Origin of the sequence: Microcoleus sp. K5-D4, assembly GCF_036704575.1 — a bacterium.
Lineage (GTDB): Bacteria > Cyanobacteriota > Cyanobacteriia > Cyanobacteriales > Microcoleaceae > Microcoleus.
In genome coordinates, this window is sequence record NZ_JAUBSD010000022.1 from 24,041 (window position 1) to 41,642 (window position 17,602).

Consider the following 17,602-nt stretch of genomic DNA (forward strand, 5'->3'; position numbering starts at 1 on the left):
GGGTAAATAAAACTGGTTTATGAGCGTCGAGAGTGCGTCGTGGAATGTACTGAAAATATGCGGTTTAGCAGCGAAGAATTAACGAAAAAACCGGGTTTCTCGTTACGAGTGCCAATGCCCCTGTCCCACTTCCGCCCAAATTCACACAAAAACGATCAACCTGCAGGCTCGGAAGCTTGTTAAACTCTTGGTCATGCCACGCTATTAGTGAGAAATCGACGGCGACCCAAAATCGTCTGCTAGCGCCCCCGCAGTGCTGCGCTGCGGGGCCTGCACTGCACACTGCACGTAGGTGAGATTAGCTGCAATCAACTTTCGGGATGCCGCTGCTAAAGTCGCGGCCGCCAATGTAGTTGTTCGTTTTAAACTAATTATTTAAAGGAGTTGCACGTCAATGACACAATTGTGCTTATGAGAGCTGGCTCGGTGCCCTCTCAAACCAGGGTTTTTCGTTAGTCTGGTGCTATTAGCGAGTTAGTTAAGCCCATAGCAGCTAGGATCGAGCTAACTCAAGGTTAAACTAAAGCTCGTCATGCGGCGTTGCCTCTCAAAACCCGGATTGAGTCTTATGGCGCATTACCGCTCCTCTGTATGTTTGTTCACCTGCATTGCCTGTCTGGGCGCTGCGTTCAGTCCAAGTGCCGACGGAGGGCAACAGGTACTCAATGCCTCTGCGCGTGCTGTTTCCCAAGAAATTGCTCAGGCAAACTCTCCCCCGGACGATCGCCAGGATTCCAAGCCTCCAAAACCGTCTCCAGCGCCCGATAAAAACAAATCTCAGCCGTCCAAAACGTCCAAATCTAATTCTAAGATCCCGAAATCGGTATCCAATTTGATCGTCATTTTGTCTCGTCAGCGGGGGTTCTTAATGTTGGGTTTGGCAGCAGTTGTCGTCACGGCAGCGGCAGTATTTATCATGATCAAATTAGTTAGCAGTGACGAGTCAAATTATTCTAAGCGAAGACGAGGAAGATTTGATCGCCACAACCAAAGAAACTCTCAATTTACTAATCCTGATTCTCCTACAAACTCGCACGAAAGTAGACCGAAAGAGACTTCTTCGGGGCGACAGTCGCTGCCAGCCTTGCCCTACCCTTTTGATTTGCCAAAAGGCCACAGTATCGAGAGCAGCGATCGACCTTTACCGTTTATCAGGGAATCCGGGGAACCAGAATCCAAGGATGCAGCAGTCGAGGGCGAGCGAATTAACTCCGACACCTCGCCCTTGGAAACTCACAGCAACGGATACAGCAACACAGGTTTCAACATTCCCGAAACCACTAATCAAACGGATTCCCTAGCGAAGAAGAAAGGTATTGCCCTTCCCGAAACGGATGGTAGACCTAAAGTTGATATTATTGAAGCACTGATTGAAGATTTGCAGCAGCTAAATCCGGCCAAGAGAGGCAAAGCAATTTGGGAACTAGGCCAGCGGGGAGATTCCAGAGCAGTTGAACCGTTGCTCGATTTGCTCGCAAATTCCGACTCCAAGCAGTACAGTCTAATTTTGGCAAGTCTCTCGGAAATTGGCATCCGCACGCTCAAACCCATGAATAATGCGTGGTCAATTTCGCTGCAAAATGAAAATCCCGAAGTGCGTAAAAATGCAATTCGCGACTTGACGCGGATTTACGAATTGGTGAATCAAATCAGTTACTTGTTGCACCGTGCGACGGACGATCCAGATCCAGAAGTTCAGGAAACTGCTCGCTGGGCAATCAATCAGTTGAACCGCCTCCGTCCGCGTTCTGGGATGGATTAATAAATGTAGCAATTTTCAAATAATTTGAACTTGAGATTTGAAATTGGAAATTTATAATTTAGATTATGTTAAAATTAGTGAATGCTGACTAATGACTAAGGACTAATGACTAATAACCATTTAAAACTATTGTTCCTCTCAACTTCGGTCGGTCAACTCGGTTCTGGGTTGGGCGGCGGAGTCGAACTTACAGTCCTTAACATCGCTAAAGAATTACAGAGTCGCGGTCATAAAATAGCAGTTGTAGCACCGATAGGTTCAATTTTAGAATCAATTCCAGTAATCGAAATAACGGGTGATTTGCAAGTAACCGCCCAAACACAAGATTACAATGATCCTATTGTGATGCCCGCCGATTCTGTGCTGGCGAATATGTGGGAATATGCTCGCCAAGTTCAGGATGAATGGGATGTCATTGTTAATTTTGCCTACGATTGGCTGCCGTTTTATTTGACACCATTTTTTAGGACTCCGATCGCACATTTGATCAGCATGGGCTCCCTTTCCGCCGCCCTCGATCGCATAGCCGGACAAACCGCCGTCCAGTTTCCTGGTACGATCGGAGTTCACACCGCTTCTCAAGCCAAAACATTCGCCTTTGCCGATCAATGTCAGTTGTTGGGAAATGGCATAGATTTATCCCTGTACGAATTTTGCAACCAACCGCAGTCTAAATTAGCTTGGCTAGGCCGCATCGCCCCGGAGAAAGGCTTAGAAGATGCAGTAGCAGCAGCGAAAATTACAGGCATTCCCCTGAAAATTATGGGCAAAATGCAAGATGAGGATTATTGGCAAAAAATTTGTGCAGATTACCCGGATGCTCCGGTAGAATATTTAGGGTTTCTAACAACAACCGAAATGCAAGAGCAAGTCCGTCAGTGCCGAGCATTGTTGATGACGCCACGTTGGGTGGAAGCTTTCGGAAATGTCGCGATCGAGGCTTTAGCGTGCGGTGTGCCCGTGATTGCTTACGAGCGCGGGGGGCCGGCGGAAATTGTTAGAGACGGACTGACGGGCTTTTTAGTGGAGCCTGATAGTGTAAATGGCTTGGTAGGTGCGATCGCCCGCTTAGACGAAATTGACCGCAGCGCTTGCAGGCGACAAGCAGAGGTAGAATATTCTTCAGCAGCTTTGGGCGATCGTTGTGAACACTGGTTTAAATCTATCACTGCTAGTAGGGTGCGTCAGTAATAATACTGGCCAATTTTTAGAAATATCCGCTGACTGACGCACCTTACAAGTTTATTGAACAGCAATTCAAATCTATTCTAAAATTGAGTTAAATAAACTCTTAATCGACCACAAAAAAAGAAAAGTCAAAAAACTATGGCAACCGAACGTTTAGTGCTTTTATCCAGTAGAGAAATAGAAAAAATGCGCCAAGCAGGCCGTTTAGCGGCCGAACTTCTGCTACATCTCGAACCAATGGTAAAACCTGGTGTCAGCACTCTAGAAATTAACGACGAAGCCGAACGCTGGACTTTGGCACACGGAGCAAAAAGCGCTCCGCTAGGCTATAAAGGATTTCCCAAATCTCTGTGTGCTAGCGTCAATGAAGTAGTCTGTCACGGCATCCCCAATGCGAAACAAATTCTCAAAGAAGGTGACATTATTAATATTGATGTAACGCCTTTAGTTGATGGTTATCATGGCGATACTTCTAAAACTTTTTTTGTGGGTCAACCTTCCCCTGTAGCGAAAAAGTTAGTTGAAGTAACCGAGGAATGTTTAAGAAGAGGAATTGCGGAAGTCAAACCGGGTGCTCGTACTGGCGACATAGGTGCCGCGATTCAAGAATATGCTGAAGCACAAGGTTTTTCGGTAGTGAGAAATTTTGCGGGACACGGGATTCACCGAGTCTTTCACACTGAACCGGAAATTCTGCACTACGGCAAGCGGGGTACGGGAAAAAAGCTCAGACAAGGCATGGTTTTTACGATCGAGCCGATGATTAATGAGGGCACTTGGGAAGTGGAAATTCTCGCCGATGGTTGGACATCTATCACCAAGGATGGAAAGCTTTCGGCTCAATTTGAACACACTCTGGCGGTGACTGATTCTGGGGTGGAAATTCTGACTTTGCCGTAGCAATCATTAACAAAAAATCTGAAAAATTCGCTCCTAAATCAATAATCCATCATATCCCGTAGGGGCGGGTTTCACCGACAATATCTAACGATTATAAACAATATAGATAAACCCGCCCCGTCACAACCGATAACCCACATCAACCTGAAATTTGCATCGAATCCGAAAATGTAGGTTTGTATTTATGGGTGGGTGGGGGCGGGTTTTCGAGATTGTCTGTTTCAGTCAGAAATTGTCTGTAAAACCCGCCCATACGGAATTACGATCGATTCACCAAACACGATATAAATAATAACTAATAACTAATGACTGACATAAAATTTCTGCAACCAGGAGATTTGCTCAAAGTAATTGCCCCTAGTGGCACTTTGCGAGAATCAACCAACTTTGAAAAGGGTGTAGAAATTTGGAAATCCCGCGGCTATCGACTTGAATTAACACCGGGTTTTGACGATCGCTGGGGCTATTTGGCCGGTTCCGATGAAAACCGCGTCCGACAGTTGGCAGATGCCCTCAATGACCCGGATTGTCGCGGTATTCTCTGTGTTCGAGGCGGTTTCGGCAGCACTCGACTTTTGGAAAAAGGAAATGTGGGAAATGCGGAAAATTCCCAATTTCCAACTCCCGATTCCCATTCGCCGAAATGGTTAATCGGCTTTTCAGATATTACTGCTTTGCTGTGGAATCAGGCTAAATTGGGTGTTTGGGGTGTTCACGGGCCGATGCTGACTACTTTGGCTGCTGAACCGGATTGGTCTGTCGATCGACTTTTTGACTGCATAGAAGGTCGTCCCTTACAATCTTTGCAAGGTAAAGGATGGGGCAGCGGACAAGCCACCGGGCGGCTGTTTCCGGCGAATCTGACGGTTGCTTCTCATTTGCTCGGAACCCCGTATCAACCGGATTTGACCGGGGTTATTCTCGCATTTGAGGATGTTTCCGAGGCTCCTTACAGGGTCGATCGAATGCTGACTTTGTGGCGGATGGCGGGGGCTTTCGCTGGGGTGCGGGGCATTGCTTTGGGGCGCTTCAGTCGTTGCGAGATTGAGCCGAGTATTCCCAGTTTTAGCATTGAAGAGGTTTTGCGCGATCGGCTGGGGGATTTGAATATTCCGATTGTCTCGGATTTGCCATTCGGGCACGAGGGAGTTAACGCTGCTTTACCCATGGGAATTATGGCGAGTCTCGATGCTGAATCGGGATTGCTGATTTGCGGGTAAAAACTACTTTTTAGATAGCATGAAAATCATTCAGCAGAGTTCTGTAAAAGAATTGTCGATTTCAGAATATTTAAGGTGCGTTCTGCATGGTAGCGAAAAAGATACACAAATAAAGCATAGGATAATAGTAAAATTATCAGGAAAAATGGGAGGATTTCTAAGGGTGGTTTTTCGGTGACAAAAAATGCAAACCAACCCAATCCCAAAGGCAGTAAAAAGACAATAGATAAAGTGGGAAGACGCATCTTCAATGGCAACACCGAACCGCCTGGAATGTCTTGAATTTGTCCTGTCGCCACCAAAAGCCCTCTCCAATCTCCGCCAGTAATTGTCGCGCGGAGGAAATCACCATCAAGCTCGATTTGGTAGCAGTAAAGAATTCGCCTCCCCCAAATTATAGGTTTGTGAACAATTAAACCTGTAGGAACTTTGGCAGCAAGCCGTTGGCGGACTACTTCTTTGGAAAATGGTAGATGAATGGTTGCTTCCCGGTAGGGCAAGAGCGAGTACAATAGTTTGAAGAACGGATTTAAATTAAATGGCATCGCAAAAAACACGATCGTGAATTGCATCAATTGCCACTACCTAATTCTAAGCAGGGATGTTTCATTCTATCAAAGTTTTCAAACTCCAACCACTATAAGTAAATCTACTGAGGTTTTTGGCGATCGACATTGTGCGATCGCGAATCGCGGCAGGTTTGCCCATACGTTCACGCTATATGTAGAGGGGTGGCGTAAATCCTGCCCAATAATAGTTTACAGCAACAAAATATTCCTGTCGGGTGAGGCTAACACTAGATAGCTAAAATTACATTTAAAATGGATTATATGTGCAAATGTTGCTGCCAACACAGCAAAAAGATTTTAAAACTTTCGCAAAGAGGTTGATATGAGAACACACAACTTGTTAAACAGTATTGCTGCCGCTGTGCTAGTTGCAGGATTGGCACTCACTGGCATTTCGTCTAGTGCAGTTGGCGAACAGATACAGAATAACGATCGCATAGATGGAGTAATTCGCCGCACTTCCCCCATCTACCGTTTCCGGAATATGTGGGTCCCGGGCTCTCCGACGGAAGAATTGCGTGGTCAAGAATACACATTCAGCGCTCGGGAAGGCGATAACATTGAAGTGTTTTTAGACACAGATAGAAGTCGCGGTTTTACTCCCGTCATGGTGCTGTTTTACGGGAACAACAAACAAGTCGCTTTTACGCAAGACCGTTCTTTTAATTATCAAATTCCCCGTAGTGGCGATTACAAACTGTTAGTGTTAGCAAAAGATGCTGCCAGAGGCGGTAGCTACACGCTGGAAGTTGCGGGAATTGATGGGGGCGGCAGACAATCTCGCAATTCGCGGGACGATTGGTACACGAGACGAGATAACGATCGATATGACGGTCAATATGACAGAGCACAGCTTCTGCAAGATGATTTTGGCTTGCGGTCTGTTGATTGTCGCGAGAGACGTTCTATGGTGAGAGTCAGGTTTGATGAGGGAAATCAAGACTCGACTTACTGCGCTGTGCCGAATAGAGCTTTTCCGGCGGGAGATTATTACTACAATTCGCGGACTAGAAATTTAGACTCGGCGAGGCGGAATGATAGTAGATTCGATGCGGGCCAAGATCAATGTCGGGTAGTGGTGGGCGGAGTCTGCGTGACGAGGTAAGTAGGTCAAACTGTAGCGCCGAATCAGAAACCCGGTTTCTTCGTAGAAACCGGGTTTCTGACCCTATACACCGGATTTATACCAGTCCTTTATATAGGAGTTGATCTCTGGCTATTGCCTCACTTTCTTTGGCAATGACAAAATACACATTTGTACACACAACGATTTTGTCAAAAAGGACGATCGCACAGTGGTAAGCTACCAAAGGCATTGAAATATCTAAGGTAGAGAAAAGTTAAAATGTCGGCATTAAATGAAGTTCCCTTGTTGTTGCGGGCAGCCCGCGGCGAAACCCTAGACCGCCCGCCCGTGTGGATGATGCGTCAAGCCGGCCGCTACATGAAGGCTTATCGAGATTTGCGAGAAAAGTATCCCTCGTTTCGCGAACGTTCCGAAATTCCCGAAGTTGCGATCGAAGTTTCGCTTCAGCCGTGGCGCGCGTTTCAACCCGACGGCGTAATTCTGTTTTCCGATATTGTCACCCCCATGCCCGGTTTGGGCATCGACATGGACATCGCCGAAGGCAAAGGCCCGATTATCCACGCACCCATCCGCACTCAGCAGCAAATCGACAACCTGCAACCGCTGAACCCGGAAGAAAGCTTGCCGTTTATCAAAACAATCCTGAAATCCCTGCGCGAGGAAGTCGGCAACAAATCCACCGTGCTCGGTTTTGTGGGCGCGCCGTGGACGCTGGCGGCCTATGCGGTTGAGGGCAAAGGTTCTAAGGATTATGCCATCATCAAAAACATGGCATTTTCCGATCCAACTTTACTGCATCAGTTGCTGTCGAAATTCGCCGATGCGATCGCCGTTTACGTGCGCTATCAAATCGACTGCGGCGCGCAAGTAGTGCAAATGTTCGACTCATGGGCCGGCCAACTGTCCCCGCAAGACTACGACACCTTCGCTCTACCTTACCAGAAACAGGTGTTCGAGCAAGTCAAAAAAACCCATCCCGACACCCCGCTAATTCTCTTAGTCACCGGAAGTGCCGGCATCCTCGAACGCATGGCAACATCCGGCGCCGATATCGTCAGCGTCGATTGGACTGTGGATATGGCAGACGCGCGCCGACGTTTGGGCCCGAATATGAACGTTCAGGGAAATCTCGATCCGGGCGTGTTGTTTGGTTCTCAACCGTTTATTCGCGATCGAATTCTTGATACAATTCGCAAAGCCGGTCATCGCGGACACATCCTCAATTTGGGACACGGCGTATTACCGGGTACTCCCGAAGACAACGTGCGTTTCTTCTTTGAAACCGCAAAACAAGCCGACAAATTGCTTGCAGTTGCTGCTTGAAATTGATTGCGATTGTAGAATCCGATCGAATCCGGTTAATTGCAACTCATATTTGTAGGGATACGGCAATGGCGTATCCCTACGGTGGAAAAAGATAATATAATCGGAGCGAATCCGGTTAATTGCATCTGATATTTGTAGGACACTCCAAGAGCCCATTGGTGTCAACTTAACGTAAAACCGACTGTCTCTGTTGTTTGTATCAAAGTCTAGATCCCCCCTAACCCCCCTTAATAAGGGGGGGATATGAAGCACTCAAAGTCCCCCTTCTTAAGGGGGATTTAGGGGGATCTGGGCTCGAATAAAAGGGATATTCCTCATGGACTTGAGGTTTAAGTTGGCACTAATAGGTCATGCCGTCTCCCTACCGTCAAAAAATCCTCAAATCCTCCCTCTTCCCCTGCGGCAAAATGAACTCCAAAAAAATTTTTGTGACGGGTGCAAGTGGCTGTATCGGTCACTACATGGCCGAAACTTTGATTCAAGAGACAAACCACGAACTTTACCTCTTAGTTCGCAACCCGGAAAAATTAAAATTTGACTGGAAAGCCCGCCCCGGCATCCATATAATACAAGGCGATATGCGAGATATCGATCAACACGCCGAACTTCTCCAAACAATTAATGTCGCAATTTTAGCTGCCACTGCTTGGGGAGGAACTCAAGAAGTGTTTGACGTTAACGTAACCAAAACTCTCCGCTTAATTCAACTACTTTCGCCACAGGCTTGCCAACAAGTAATTTATTTTTCAACAGCCAGTATTCTCGGTAGAGACAACAATTTGCTCAAAGAAGCCGGGGAACTGGGGACAGATTATATTAGCTCAAAATACAACTGCATGGTGCATTTATCAGCCTTGACAAATGTGCCTCCGATTACGGCACTTTACCCGACATTAGTATTGGGAGGAGACGCAGAAAAACCAGTCTCTCACTTGTCATCTGGCCTACCACTTGTCGCCAAATGGATTGGTTTGATTCGCTGGTTTAAGGCAGATGGCAGTTTTCACTTCATCCACGGTGCAGATATTGCTAAAGTAGTTAATTATTTAGTTGAACATCCGCCCGCTTCCGAGGAACCGCGACATTTTGTGCTAGGAAATCCGGCGATTACAGCTAATGAAGTGGTAGAACAAGCTTGCAAGTATTTGAATAAAAACATATTTTTTCGGATTACTCTGTCACCTTTGCTGGCTGATTTCTTTATTTGGCTGTTCCGAATTCAGGTGGCTGCTTGGGATAGATTTTGCATCAGCTACCGCCATTTTACCTATCAAAATCTTGTGAATCCCGAAAGCATAGGAATGCCGAGTTACTGCGGCACAGTTGCCGATATGTTAAGAACTAGCGGGATTCCAGGCAAAAATTCAAATTAGAAGTAGAAGGAAAAGGGAAGAGGGAAGAGGGAATATGCACCTTACGAGATATATGTAGGGTGCGCCGAGGCGTATTTTACGAATAATGTAAGTTTTTCAAATTCTTTTTTGTCTTAGTCCCATGCTTTTTAAATGCGATTATCGTCAATTAAGGGTCAAATACGATAAGATATCAGCATTTGCAAACTTTAACAGGGAACTGCAAGCTAAAAATTGCGCTCATTGTGTGTGGCTTAGGGGGTGTGACCCATCGCCAGATATTCGATCGAGTGCAAGATCGTAATTTTAGCCTTAACATGAAGTCTTGAGAGTCGATCGAACTCTCAAACACGCCAGCCCGATCGCAAGTTGTTTACTGATGTGAGGTTTAACATATAATGCGAGTTCTTCTAGTTTACCCGCTGTTTCCGAAAACATTTTGGTCTTACGAGAAAATCTTAGAATTAGTTGATCGGAAAGTTCTGCTGCCACCGCTGGGTTTGGTAACAGTAGCAGCTATTTTACCCCAAGAATGGGAATTTAAGTTAGTCGATCGCAATATCAGACAAATCACCGAAGCAGAATGGGAATGGGCAGAGCTCGTTATTCTGTCTGCAATGATTGTTCAAAAAGAAGATTTGCTAGACATCATTCGCGAAGCAAAACGGCGCGGTAAATCCGTAGCTTGCGGCGGCCCTTACCCCACTTCCGTACCCGAAGAACCTCAAGCAGCGGGCATAGATTACCTGATTCTAGACGAAGGCGAAATCACCTTGCCGATGTTCGTCGAAGCAATAGCGCGCGGCGAAAAAAGCGGAATTTATCGATCGGATGGCGTAAAACCCGATGTTACGACAACTCCTGTCCCCCGCTTCGATTTGCTGGAATTAGATGCCTACGATTCGATGTCGATTCAATTTTCCCGAGGTTGTCCCTTCCAGTGCGAATTCTGCGACATCATCGTCCTCTACGGCCGCAAACCCCGCACCAAAAACCCCCAACAATTGATAGCAGAATTAGACTATCTCTACAACTTGGGCTGGCGGCGCGGCGTGTTCATGGTAGACGACAATTTTATCGGCAACAAACGCAGCGTCAAACTGTTGCTAAAAGACTTACAAGTCTGGCAAGAAGAACACAAATTTCCGTTTACTTTCAACACAGAAGCCTCCATCGATTTAGCCCAAGACCAAGAATTGATGGATATGATGGTAGCGTGCAATTTTAATGCAGTATTTCTAGGGATTGAAACTCCCGACGAAGAAAGCCTGCAAATGACCAAAAAATTCCAAAATACCCGCAATTCTCTGATAGAATCCGTAGAGTTAATTGCCAAATCCGGTTTGCGAGTAATGGCCGGATTCATCATCGGATTTGACGGCGAAAAACCCGGTGCCGGCCAGCGGATTGTCCAGTTTGCCGAAGCAGCAGCAATTCCGAGCACAACCTTTGGAATGCTGCAAGCTTTGCCGCACACTGCATTGTCCCACAGACTAGCAAAAGAAGGGCGGTTGCGCGACAAATCTGGCAACCTCAACCAGACTACCTTGATGAACTTTATCCCGACGCGGCCTCTCGAAGATATTGCCCGCGAATATGTCGAGGCATTCTGCGAAGTGTACGATGCTGAGAAATATTTAGACCGGACTTATCGCCATTTCTTAATGTTGGGTGCACCTACAGCAAAGATACCTGCGAGAGTTCCCAGTTGGATCGATTTGCGAGCACTGTTAACTGTGGTTTGGCGGCAGGGAGTCAAGCGCAAAACTCGCTGGAAGTTTTGGCATCATTTGTTCAGCATTCTCAAGCGCAATCCAGCGGTTTGGGATCATTATTTAACAGTGTGTGCTCACAACGAGCATTTCCTGGAATACCGCCAGATTGTGCGGGATGAAATCGAAGCTCAATTAGCCGAGTTTTTGGCTAATGAGTCTCAAACCGTCTATCAAGAACCTGTTCCTGTTGAGGAAAAGCAAGTGCAAGCGGTTTAGGGTTGAAGAATTCAACCGCAGATGAACGCAGACAAACGCAGATGAATGTAAGATTGTCTGCGTTTATTTTGTTTTTAATCTGGGTTCCAGGTTCGGGCTGGAAATGTCATATCCTGCCGCTATGCCACCTTTTGAGAGCAGGCGAGAGAGCCTCCCGAGGGATTCCCAGTTTCTGACAGAAAACTTGAAATACTACTATTGGCTGTAGCAGTTATTTCGGCAGATAGAGGCGCGATCGCCCGCAAATATGAAAATATAATTACAAGATAAAAAATATCAAAATAGCGATCGCCCTCAACCCGCCATGCTAGGAACAAATCAACTCAGAACAGCCGCTCTCTTAGGACTCCTAAGCGGCCTTCTCGTTTTAGGAAGTTATTATTTAATCGGCAACGAGCAAGGACTTTACATCGGTTTAGCGCTAGCAGCCTTCTCAAGTTTTAGCTCTTGGTACTATTCAGACACGGCCGCGTTAATGGCTTACCGCGCTCAGCCGATCGCCCGCAGCGAAGCACCAGAAATCTACGATATGGTAGCATCGCTGAGCGCAAAAGCCCAAATTCCGGTGCCGAAAATATTTCTAGTTCCCACTCAATCTCCGAACGCATTCGCAACAGGAAGAGACCCGGAACACGCGACAATAGCAGTTACTGAAGGCATCATCAAGCTGCTTTCCCGCGAAGAATTGGAAGGCGTTTTAGCCCACGAACTCACGCACATCCGCAACCGCGACACACTCACTCAAGCAGTTGCAGGCACAATTGCCGGCGCGATTACATTTGTCGGGCGAATTCTGACTTTTGGAGCGCTTTACGGCCCGGTAACGCGGGATAGCAGACAAGGCGCGAATCCGTTTGGTTTGCTGTTTTTAATCATTTTGGCACCGCTATCAGCAACCGTAATTCAATTGGCGATTTCTCGGACGAGGGAATTTGCAGCCGACAGCGGTGCGGTGGAAATTACCAATAACCCGATCGGCTTAGCAAACGCCCTGCAAAAATTGGAAAAACTGGGTCATGAAATTCCCATGCACGGCAATCCTGCGATGTCGCCGCTGCTGATTGTGAATCCTTTTTCGACTAAAGGTTTGCAGTCACTTTTCCGCACTCACCCGCCGACAGAGGATCGCATTCAACGGCTATTGGAAATCGCGCAGCAGCAGCAGCAAGGTACTCCAGTTATGGCCTACGTGCCCGGAATTTGATCGCTCGAAAATGCAGCAACAATATTTAGAAACCCGGGTGTTTGAAGCAGCCGGGTTTCTGTTTGTTTATAACGATCGCTTTATGGAGGGACTAATTCTTCGAGAGGTAGAGGCCGATCGCTTTCTCCGTAAATATCGCACAGTTTTGGAGTTACTGTGAGGGGTGATGGCTCCCTTGAAAAAATTTACCCCACGCAGCAATTCATCAGGCTTGTTCTTTAAGTCCGGTGATGCTAGTAGTGGTTTATAAACTTCACCTTCATAGGGCTTCCAAACATATCCCAGACTGAACGATTGAAAAACCGAAGATGCTCCCGTTGCTTGCCAAACAGCTTCAGCTAAAACCAATCCAGGAAAAGCCAAGCCAGGCTCTTCAATCAATTCGCTGTAGGTTCTAAACTCATCTACTTCCATACCAACTAAAGCATACCGAAACGGTGGAGCAAACCGCAAACGCAGATACAGAAATCTACCTATTTCCGTCATTAAATAAGCACTTTCTGGAGTGTTAATTCCAATCTCACTGATGCCACTTGGACAAACTCGACACCACCAATTTTCTTCTATATCCTGAAAAATTTCTGCCCGACATTGGGAAACTCTACCGTTTGAGAGCACCCAGAAACTTTTATTGAAATATTGAGCAAATTGCTGTGCTTCAGATTGCTTTGTGCCACATTCAGCCGATAAGCTAAACACCCATGCCATTGCTGTTCTCCCGTTGACTAAATTAAACTATCAAACTTTCTCCCATTCGCTCTGTGTCTGGGCCAGGGCTGCTTCATATTTCTCTAAAAGCATTGTAGCGCTTGGCAAAATACTGACATGAGTTGGACTATCTTGCACAGCTTCAATATCTCCGAGGATCTTGCTGTCGTCAATCTGCCAAAGAGGATCTTTTCCTGTTCCGCCAAATTTTGGGGGTTTGCGGAATGGTGGTAAGCCTTCGATAGAGAGGGATACAGACATTCCTTTTGTGTTTCTAATGGCTACAGTGACAGACTCCTCTGAAGACTTGCGCTCTGTTTCTGGTAGTAAATAACCTTGTTCATCCAACCAGTCTTTGGGCACTTGCTCAACATCAATGTCAATACTGGGTCTGACTCCCAGTAGCCTCGCGTTGCGTCCCATTTTGGGTTTACCGTTTTCTTCTGCCATGCCTCGATAATAGAGTTTTGCCATTAGCCTTTTATCAGCCCAACTCGATCGCCAGACCAATCATAATGTAATTGCTGCATTGGTTGGATGCGATATTTTTTAAAGCTTAATTTTTATATCCTGTATTGCAATATGGATGAGTTATCTGCCCATTATCTAAAGTTGCCAAGCCACCATCTTCTTTCCGCTGTATGTGATCGATAGAAATTGAGTTTCTGTGAATTAATCCGTTGCATATTTTACAGCGCGGTACACTCAGCAATGCTCCTTTTATAAAAATCTCACTTTTTTTATTTGTATTGAATTCTTTTGTGGATGAAGTAATTGACTTCTCTTTATTACGAATATTTAAATACTTAAAATCATCGCTCGATATAATTTGGTTTATAGTGTCATCAAGAGTTTTTCCAGCTTTTAAATGAATCACAACTTGCTCAAAAAAATTCGATATGTGTTTGTAGCTTTTCTGAACATCCCTATGCTTTTCATAAATCTGTTTAATTAAGTAGTCGTAATTTTGAAGAAAATATTCAAATTTTTCTCTAACATCTATGAAGTCATTTAACTTTTTTCTTTCATCTAGTTTCATGACAAAATCAACAACAGCAAAGAAAGAGACTGTTCTGTGTTGTCCATTTTGTGAATAGAAATATAGAATGGGATGTAGCCCCAAAGATGATGAATGATTGCTATTTAATATATATGCAAGTTTTCTCACCTTTTTTAAAATCTTTATTGTTGTTTCACCTGTGAGATCATCATTAACTCCCTTATTGTTAAAATCTATTTTGTTAACAATATTTACAAAGTCTAAAATTAATGGTAAAGTTTGAGCGGAATACAATTTTCCGCCCACAGGTAGATCTAGAGTTTTTATGGGAGTCTGCAACTTCGGTTCAAAAAGTATCTCATTAATTTCTTTAGCTATTTCTTGAATTTGATCCTGTATTTCCTTTAACAAGAACGACCAATATTTATGACCTTTGCCGCTTCTTATTATTGCGCGTGCTGCGATACTATTAGGTTTCTTTCTGGATTCAAGAAGTTTGAGCTCAGTTTTATCAATGGGGGCAGCTTGCTGATTGATTTTTAAAAATGAATTTTCTGCTTTACTTACATCTCCTTCAACCCATTGAAGCTGAATTGCCAATGCTGCTAAACTTTTTGCAGATTTTACAATTTCTGGCTTAACTTTGTCCGGATATGTGAGAGCTAATCTAAAATCGTTGTACGAGCCAACTTTTTTGTGTATCAGTTTGCGTGTTTCTTCAGCAATCTTTAATTGTTCATCAGGAATTACACCGTCATAAAATAGTTTGGAGATTTGTCCATCACCGTAATCATCGTTAACCCAAGCAGACAATGCACTCAATCTATGACTCCCATCAATCACGAATAAGAATCCACCTGTACTTCGCCACAAAATGATGGCGGGTATCAAATCACCTTCGATAAAACTTTTGATTAATTCGCAAATCTTTTGGCTATCCCATTCATTAGTTTCTCTTTGGAAATCGGGCTTTCGGAGGTTTGAAAAGAAAAATGAATCGGTTTTGATGTCTTCAATAGAAATTGTTTCTTTTTTCTTACCTGGATTGATATTTTCTTCTACTTCAAAATCTTGTCGTGGAATCAGAGCATCTAGATTAACTTTAGCCATGATGTTTTTATATATATTTGGATTAATGAGCTATCAGCCAAACACTGAGTAAGTAAAAGGCTATGTAATTTCGCTCAAGGGAGGCGCTTACACCAAGGGACACATCTCGTGGGTAGAAGTAACTCACAACTGTGAAATTTTTTTTACAACCGCCCTCGAATAATCATACATCTTTATGAACAGTCTTGGACGCACTCCGAACAAAGAAACCGGGTTTTTCTCGAATCTGCCGACTACAGCGGAGTCTTCTCGAAAAAACCCGGTTTCTGGACCTCATGCGTAAGTCCGATTAAACCCTATTAAACTCAAGCCGCAACCTTATCTAAAGGCCGCACTTGACGGAGGAATTCGCGAAGCGCGTCACCTTCCACCACCTCAGTTTCCAACAGTTTCTGCGTAATTGTTTCCAACAATTCTCGATTTGCTTTCAGAATATCCAAAGCTTGCTGATGTGCAGTTTCGACAATTTCCTTCACTTCTTGGTCGATCGCCTCCGCAGTTTGAGCACTTACCGCGCGGCGGGCATTTCCCATACCGTCGTTGAGGAACATTGCTTGCTGGCCTCGATCGTAAGCTAGAGGCCCCAAAACCTTACTCATCCCGTAAGTTGTCACCATCCGTTCAGCTAGATCGGTCGCCCTTTGCAAATCATTTGAAGCCCCAGTAGTAATGCTACCAAACACGACCTCCTCAGCCGATCGCCCGCCCAACAAAGTCGCAATTTGACCGCGCAGTTCCGATTCATCCAACAAGAAACGGTCTTCAGTCGGTACTTGCAACGTGTAACCCAGTGCAGCCATACCGCGCGGGACGATCGAGATTTTTGACACTTCGCCGCCGCCAGTCATCGCAGCACCCACCATCGCGTGGCCGACTTCGTGGTAAGCCACAATCTTTTTCTCTTTTTCGTTGAGCACCCGGCTTTTCTTTTCCAAGCCAGCGACAACGCGCTCAAACGCCTCATAAAAGTCTTCCTGAGCTACAGTTAGGCGCTTGTTGCGAGCAGCTAGCAAGGCAGCTTCATTGACCAAATTTGCCAAATCTGCGCCCGAAAAACCGGGGGTGCGAGTGGCGACCGCCTTCAAGTCAATATCCGGGCCCAACTTCACTTTTTGAGAGTGAATGTTCAAAATTGCTTCGCGGCCGGATAAATCCGGACGATCGACTAAAACTTGGCGATCGAAACGACCAGGGCGCAACAAAGCAGCATCCAAACTTTCCGGGCGGTTAGTTGCAGCCAGCACAATTACCGTAGTATTGCCCGCCGCAAAACCATCCATTTCAGTTAATAATTGATTGAGAGTTTGTTCGCGTTCATCATTCCCACCGAAGCTAGCGTTACTGCTACGAGATTTGCCGATCGCGTCCAATTCATCAATGAAAATAATACAAGGAGCCTGTTTCTTAGCCTGCTCGAATAAATCTCTAACTCTTGCAGAACCAACACCTACAAACAGTTCCACAAACTCCGAACCCGATATGCTAAAAAACGGCACGCCAGCTTCACCAGCTACTGCTTTAGCTAACAGAGTTTTGCCAGTTCCCGGAGGCCCGACTAACAGCACGCCTTTCGGAATTCGCGCGCCAATTGCCGTAAACCTGTCAGGAGTTTTCAGGAATTCAACAACTTCGACTAATTCAGTTTTAGCTTCTTCTACTCCAGCCACATCAGCAAAAGTAATTTTAGCCGATTCGCCTTCTACATAGACCTTAGCCTTGCTTTTGCCGAGCGACAGCGCACCCTGCGGTCCGCCACCCTGTCTGTTCATAAAAAATTGAAAAATCGCCACAAAAATCAGCGGCGGAACCACCCAGCTTAAAACACTGCCGATCCAGCCATTTTTAGCCGGCGGAGTTGCCGCAAATTCAACGCCTTTTTCTTGCAAAAGTTTAGGCAGTTCCAGGTCAAAAATTGGCGTAGTTGACAGCACTTGACCGGGTTTGTCACCTTCGCCTTTGAGTTGGTAGCGAATTTCATTTTGACCTACTGAAGCTCTGACTACATCTTGTTCTTGTACTTGATGGACGAACAAGCTGTAAGGCACTTGCGGAATTTGGGGGCCGAACAAATTGGGTAAAAAGATGTTTGCCAGCAAAAACAAACTTGAGAGCAATAACAAGACATTGCTAATTTGTCGAAAACGAGGTGCTTGGGGCTGGTCTTTAATGGCCATTGATAACTGTC

15 protein-coding genes are annotated in these 17,602 nt (G+C 45.5%); 9 read left to right on the plus strand and 6 right to left on the minus strand.

Annotated features, from left to right (window positions below; genetic code table 11):
- Positions 1–204: 204 nt before the first annotated feature.
- The gene (locus QUA77_RS09580; protein ID WP_333039792.1) at positions 205–348 is read right to left on the minus strand and encodes a hypothetical protein; all 144 of its coding nucleotides are present in this window, start codon (positions 346–348) and stop codon (positions 205–207) included.
- A gap of 220 nt (positions 349–568) precedes the next feature.
- Here QUA77_RS09580 and QUA77_RS09585 point away from each other — a divergent pair, with 220 nt between their 5' ends.
- The 4 genes from QUA77_RS09585 (at position 569) to QUA77_RS09600 (ending at position 5,070) form a co-directional block, all read left to right on the plus strand.
- Complete coding sequence (locus tag QUA77_RS09585) at positions 569–1,762, plus strand: HEAT repeat domain-containing protein (RefSeq protein ID WP_333039789.1); 1,194 nt, start codon at positions 569–571, stop codon at positions 1,760–1,762.
- A 105-nt stretch (positions 1,763–1,867) separates the two neighbouring features.
- Positions 1,868–2,953: a glycosyltransferase family 4 protein gene (locus QUA77_RS09590; RefSeq protein WP_333449975.1), complete on the plus strand. Its 1,086-nt coding sequence runs from the start codon at positions 1,868–1,870 to the stop codon at positions 2,951–2,953.
- A 135-nt stretch (positions 2,954–3,088) separates the two neighbouring features.
- Entirely contained in the window at positions 3,089–3,850 is a 762-nt protein-coding gene (gene map / locus QUA77_RS09595; protein ID WP_006635181.1) for a type I methionyl aminopeptidase, read from the plus strand.
- A gap of 305 nt (positions 3,851–4,155) precedes the next feature.
- The gene (locus tag QUA77_RS09600) at positions 4,156–5,070 is read left to right on the plus strand and encodes an LD-carboxypeptidase (protein ID WP_333449976.1); all 915 of its coding nucleotides are present in this window, start codon (positions 4,156–4,158) and stop codon (positions 5,068–5,070) included.
- A 26-nt stretch (positions 5,071–5,096) separates the two neighbouring features.
- Here QUA77_RS09600 and QUA77_RS09605 read toward each other — a convergent pair whose 3' ends face one another.
- Entirely contained in the window at positions 5,097–5,642 is a 546-nt protein-coding gene (locus QUA77_RS09605) for a hypothetical protein (RefSeq protein WP_333449977.1), read from the minus strand.
- Positions 5,643–5,961: 319 nt separating this feature from the next.
- Here QUA77_RS09605 and QUA77_RS09610 point away from each other — a divergent pair, with 319 nt between their 5' ends.
- The 5 genes from QUA77_RS09610 (at position 5,962) to QUA77_RS09630 (ending at position 12,599) form a co-directional block, all read left to right on the plus strand.
- A complete protein-coding gene (locus QUA77_RS09610) occupies positions 5,962–6,744 on the plus strand; it encodes a hypothetical protein (protein ID WP_333449978.1) in 783 nt (260 codons plus the stop codon).
- 240 nt (positions 6,745–6,984) lie between these two features.
- Complete coding sequence (gene hemE, locus QUA77_RS09615; RefSeq protein ID WP_172190091.1) at positions 6,985–8,049, plus strand: uroporphyrinogen decarboxylase; 1,065 nt, start codon at positions 6,985–6,987, stop codon at positions 8,047–8,049.
- A gap of 410 nt (positions 8,050–8,459) precedes the next feature.
- Positions 8,460–9,425 carry an NAD(P)-dependent oxidoreductase gene (locus QUA77_RS09620; protein WP_333449979.1) on the plus strand — a complete coding sequence of 322 codons (966 nt, stop codon included), beginning with the start codon at positions 8,460–8,462 and terminating at the stop codon, positions 9,423–9,425.
- A gap of 377 nt (positions 9,426–9,802) precedes the next feature.
- Positions 9,803–11,395, plus strand: a complete 1,593-nt coding sequence (locus QUA77_RS09625) for a B12-binding domain-containing radical SAM protein (RefSeq protein ID WP_333449980.1) — start codon at positions 9,803–9,805, stop codon at positions 11,393–11,395.
- 304 nt (positions 11,396–11,699) lie between these two features.
- On the plus strand, positions 11,700–12,599 hold the full coding sequence (locus tag QUA77_RS09630; RefSeq protein WP_333449981.1) for a M48 family metalloprotease: 900 nt from the start codon (positions 11,700–11,702) through the stop codon (positions 12,597–12,599).
- A gap of 66 nt (positions 12,600–12,665) precedes the next feature.
- Here the strand turns inward: QUA77_RS09630 and QUA77_RS09635 are convergent, their stop codons facing one another.
- From QUA77_RS09635 to ftsH4, 4 genes are all read right to left on the minus strand, one after another.
- Positions 12,666–13,307 (minus strand): hypothetical protein, encoded by a 642-nt coding sequence (locus QUA77_RS09635; protein ID WP_333449982.1) that lies wholly within the window; start codon positions 13,305–13,307, stop codon positions 12,666–12,668.
- A 30-nt stretch (positions 13,308–13,337) separates the two neighbouring features.
- Positions 13,338–13,781: a Tse2 family ADP-ribosyltransferase toxin gene (locus QUA77_RS09640; protein ID WP_333449983.1), complete on the minus strand. Its 444-nt coding sequence runs from the start codon at positions 13,779–13,781 to the stop codon at positions 13,338–13,340.
- An 82-nt stretch (positions 13,782–13,863) separates the two neighbouring features.
- Positions 13,864–15,417, minus strand: coding sequence for an HNH endonuclease (locus QUA77_RS09645; protein WP_333449984.1), 1,554 nt, complete (start codon positions 15,415–15,417; stop codon positions 13,864–13,866).
- Between the two features lie 305 nt (positions 15,418–15,722).
- Positions 15,723–17,591 carry an ATP-dependent zinc metalloprotease FtsH4 gene (gene ftsH4 / locus QUA77_RS09650; protein ID WP_333449985.1) on the minus strand — a complete coding sequence of 623 codons (1,869 nt, stop codon included), beginning with the start codon at positions 17,589–17,591 and terminating at the stop codon, positions 15,723–15,725.
- Positions 17,592–17,602 lie beyond the last annotated feature (11 nt).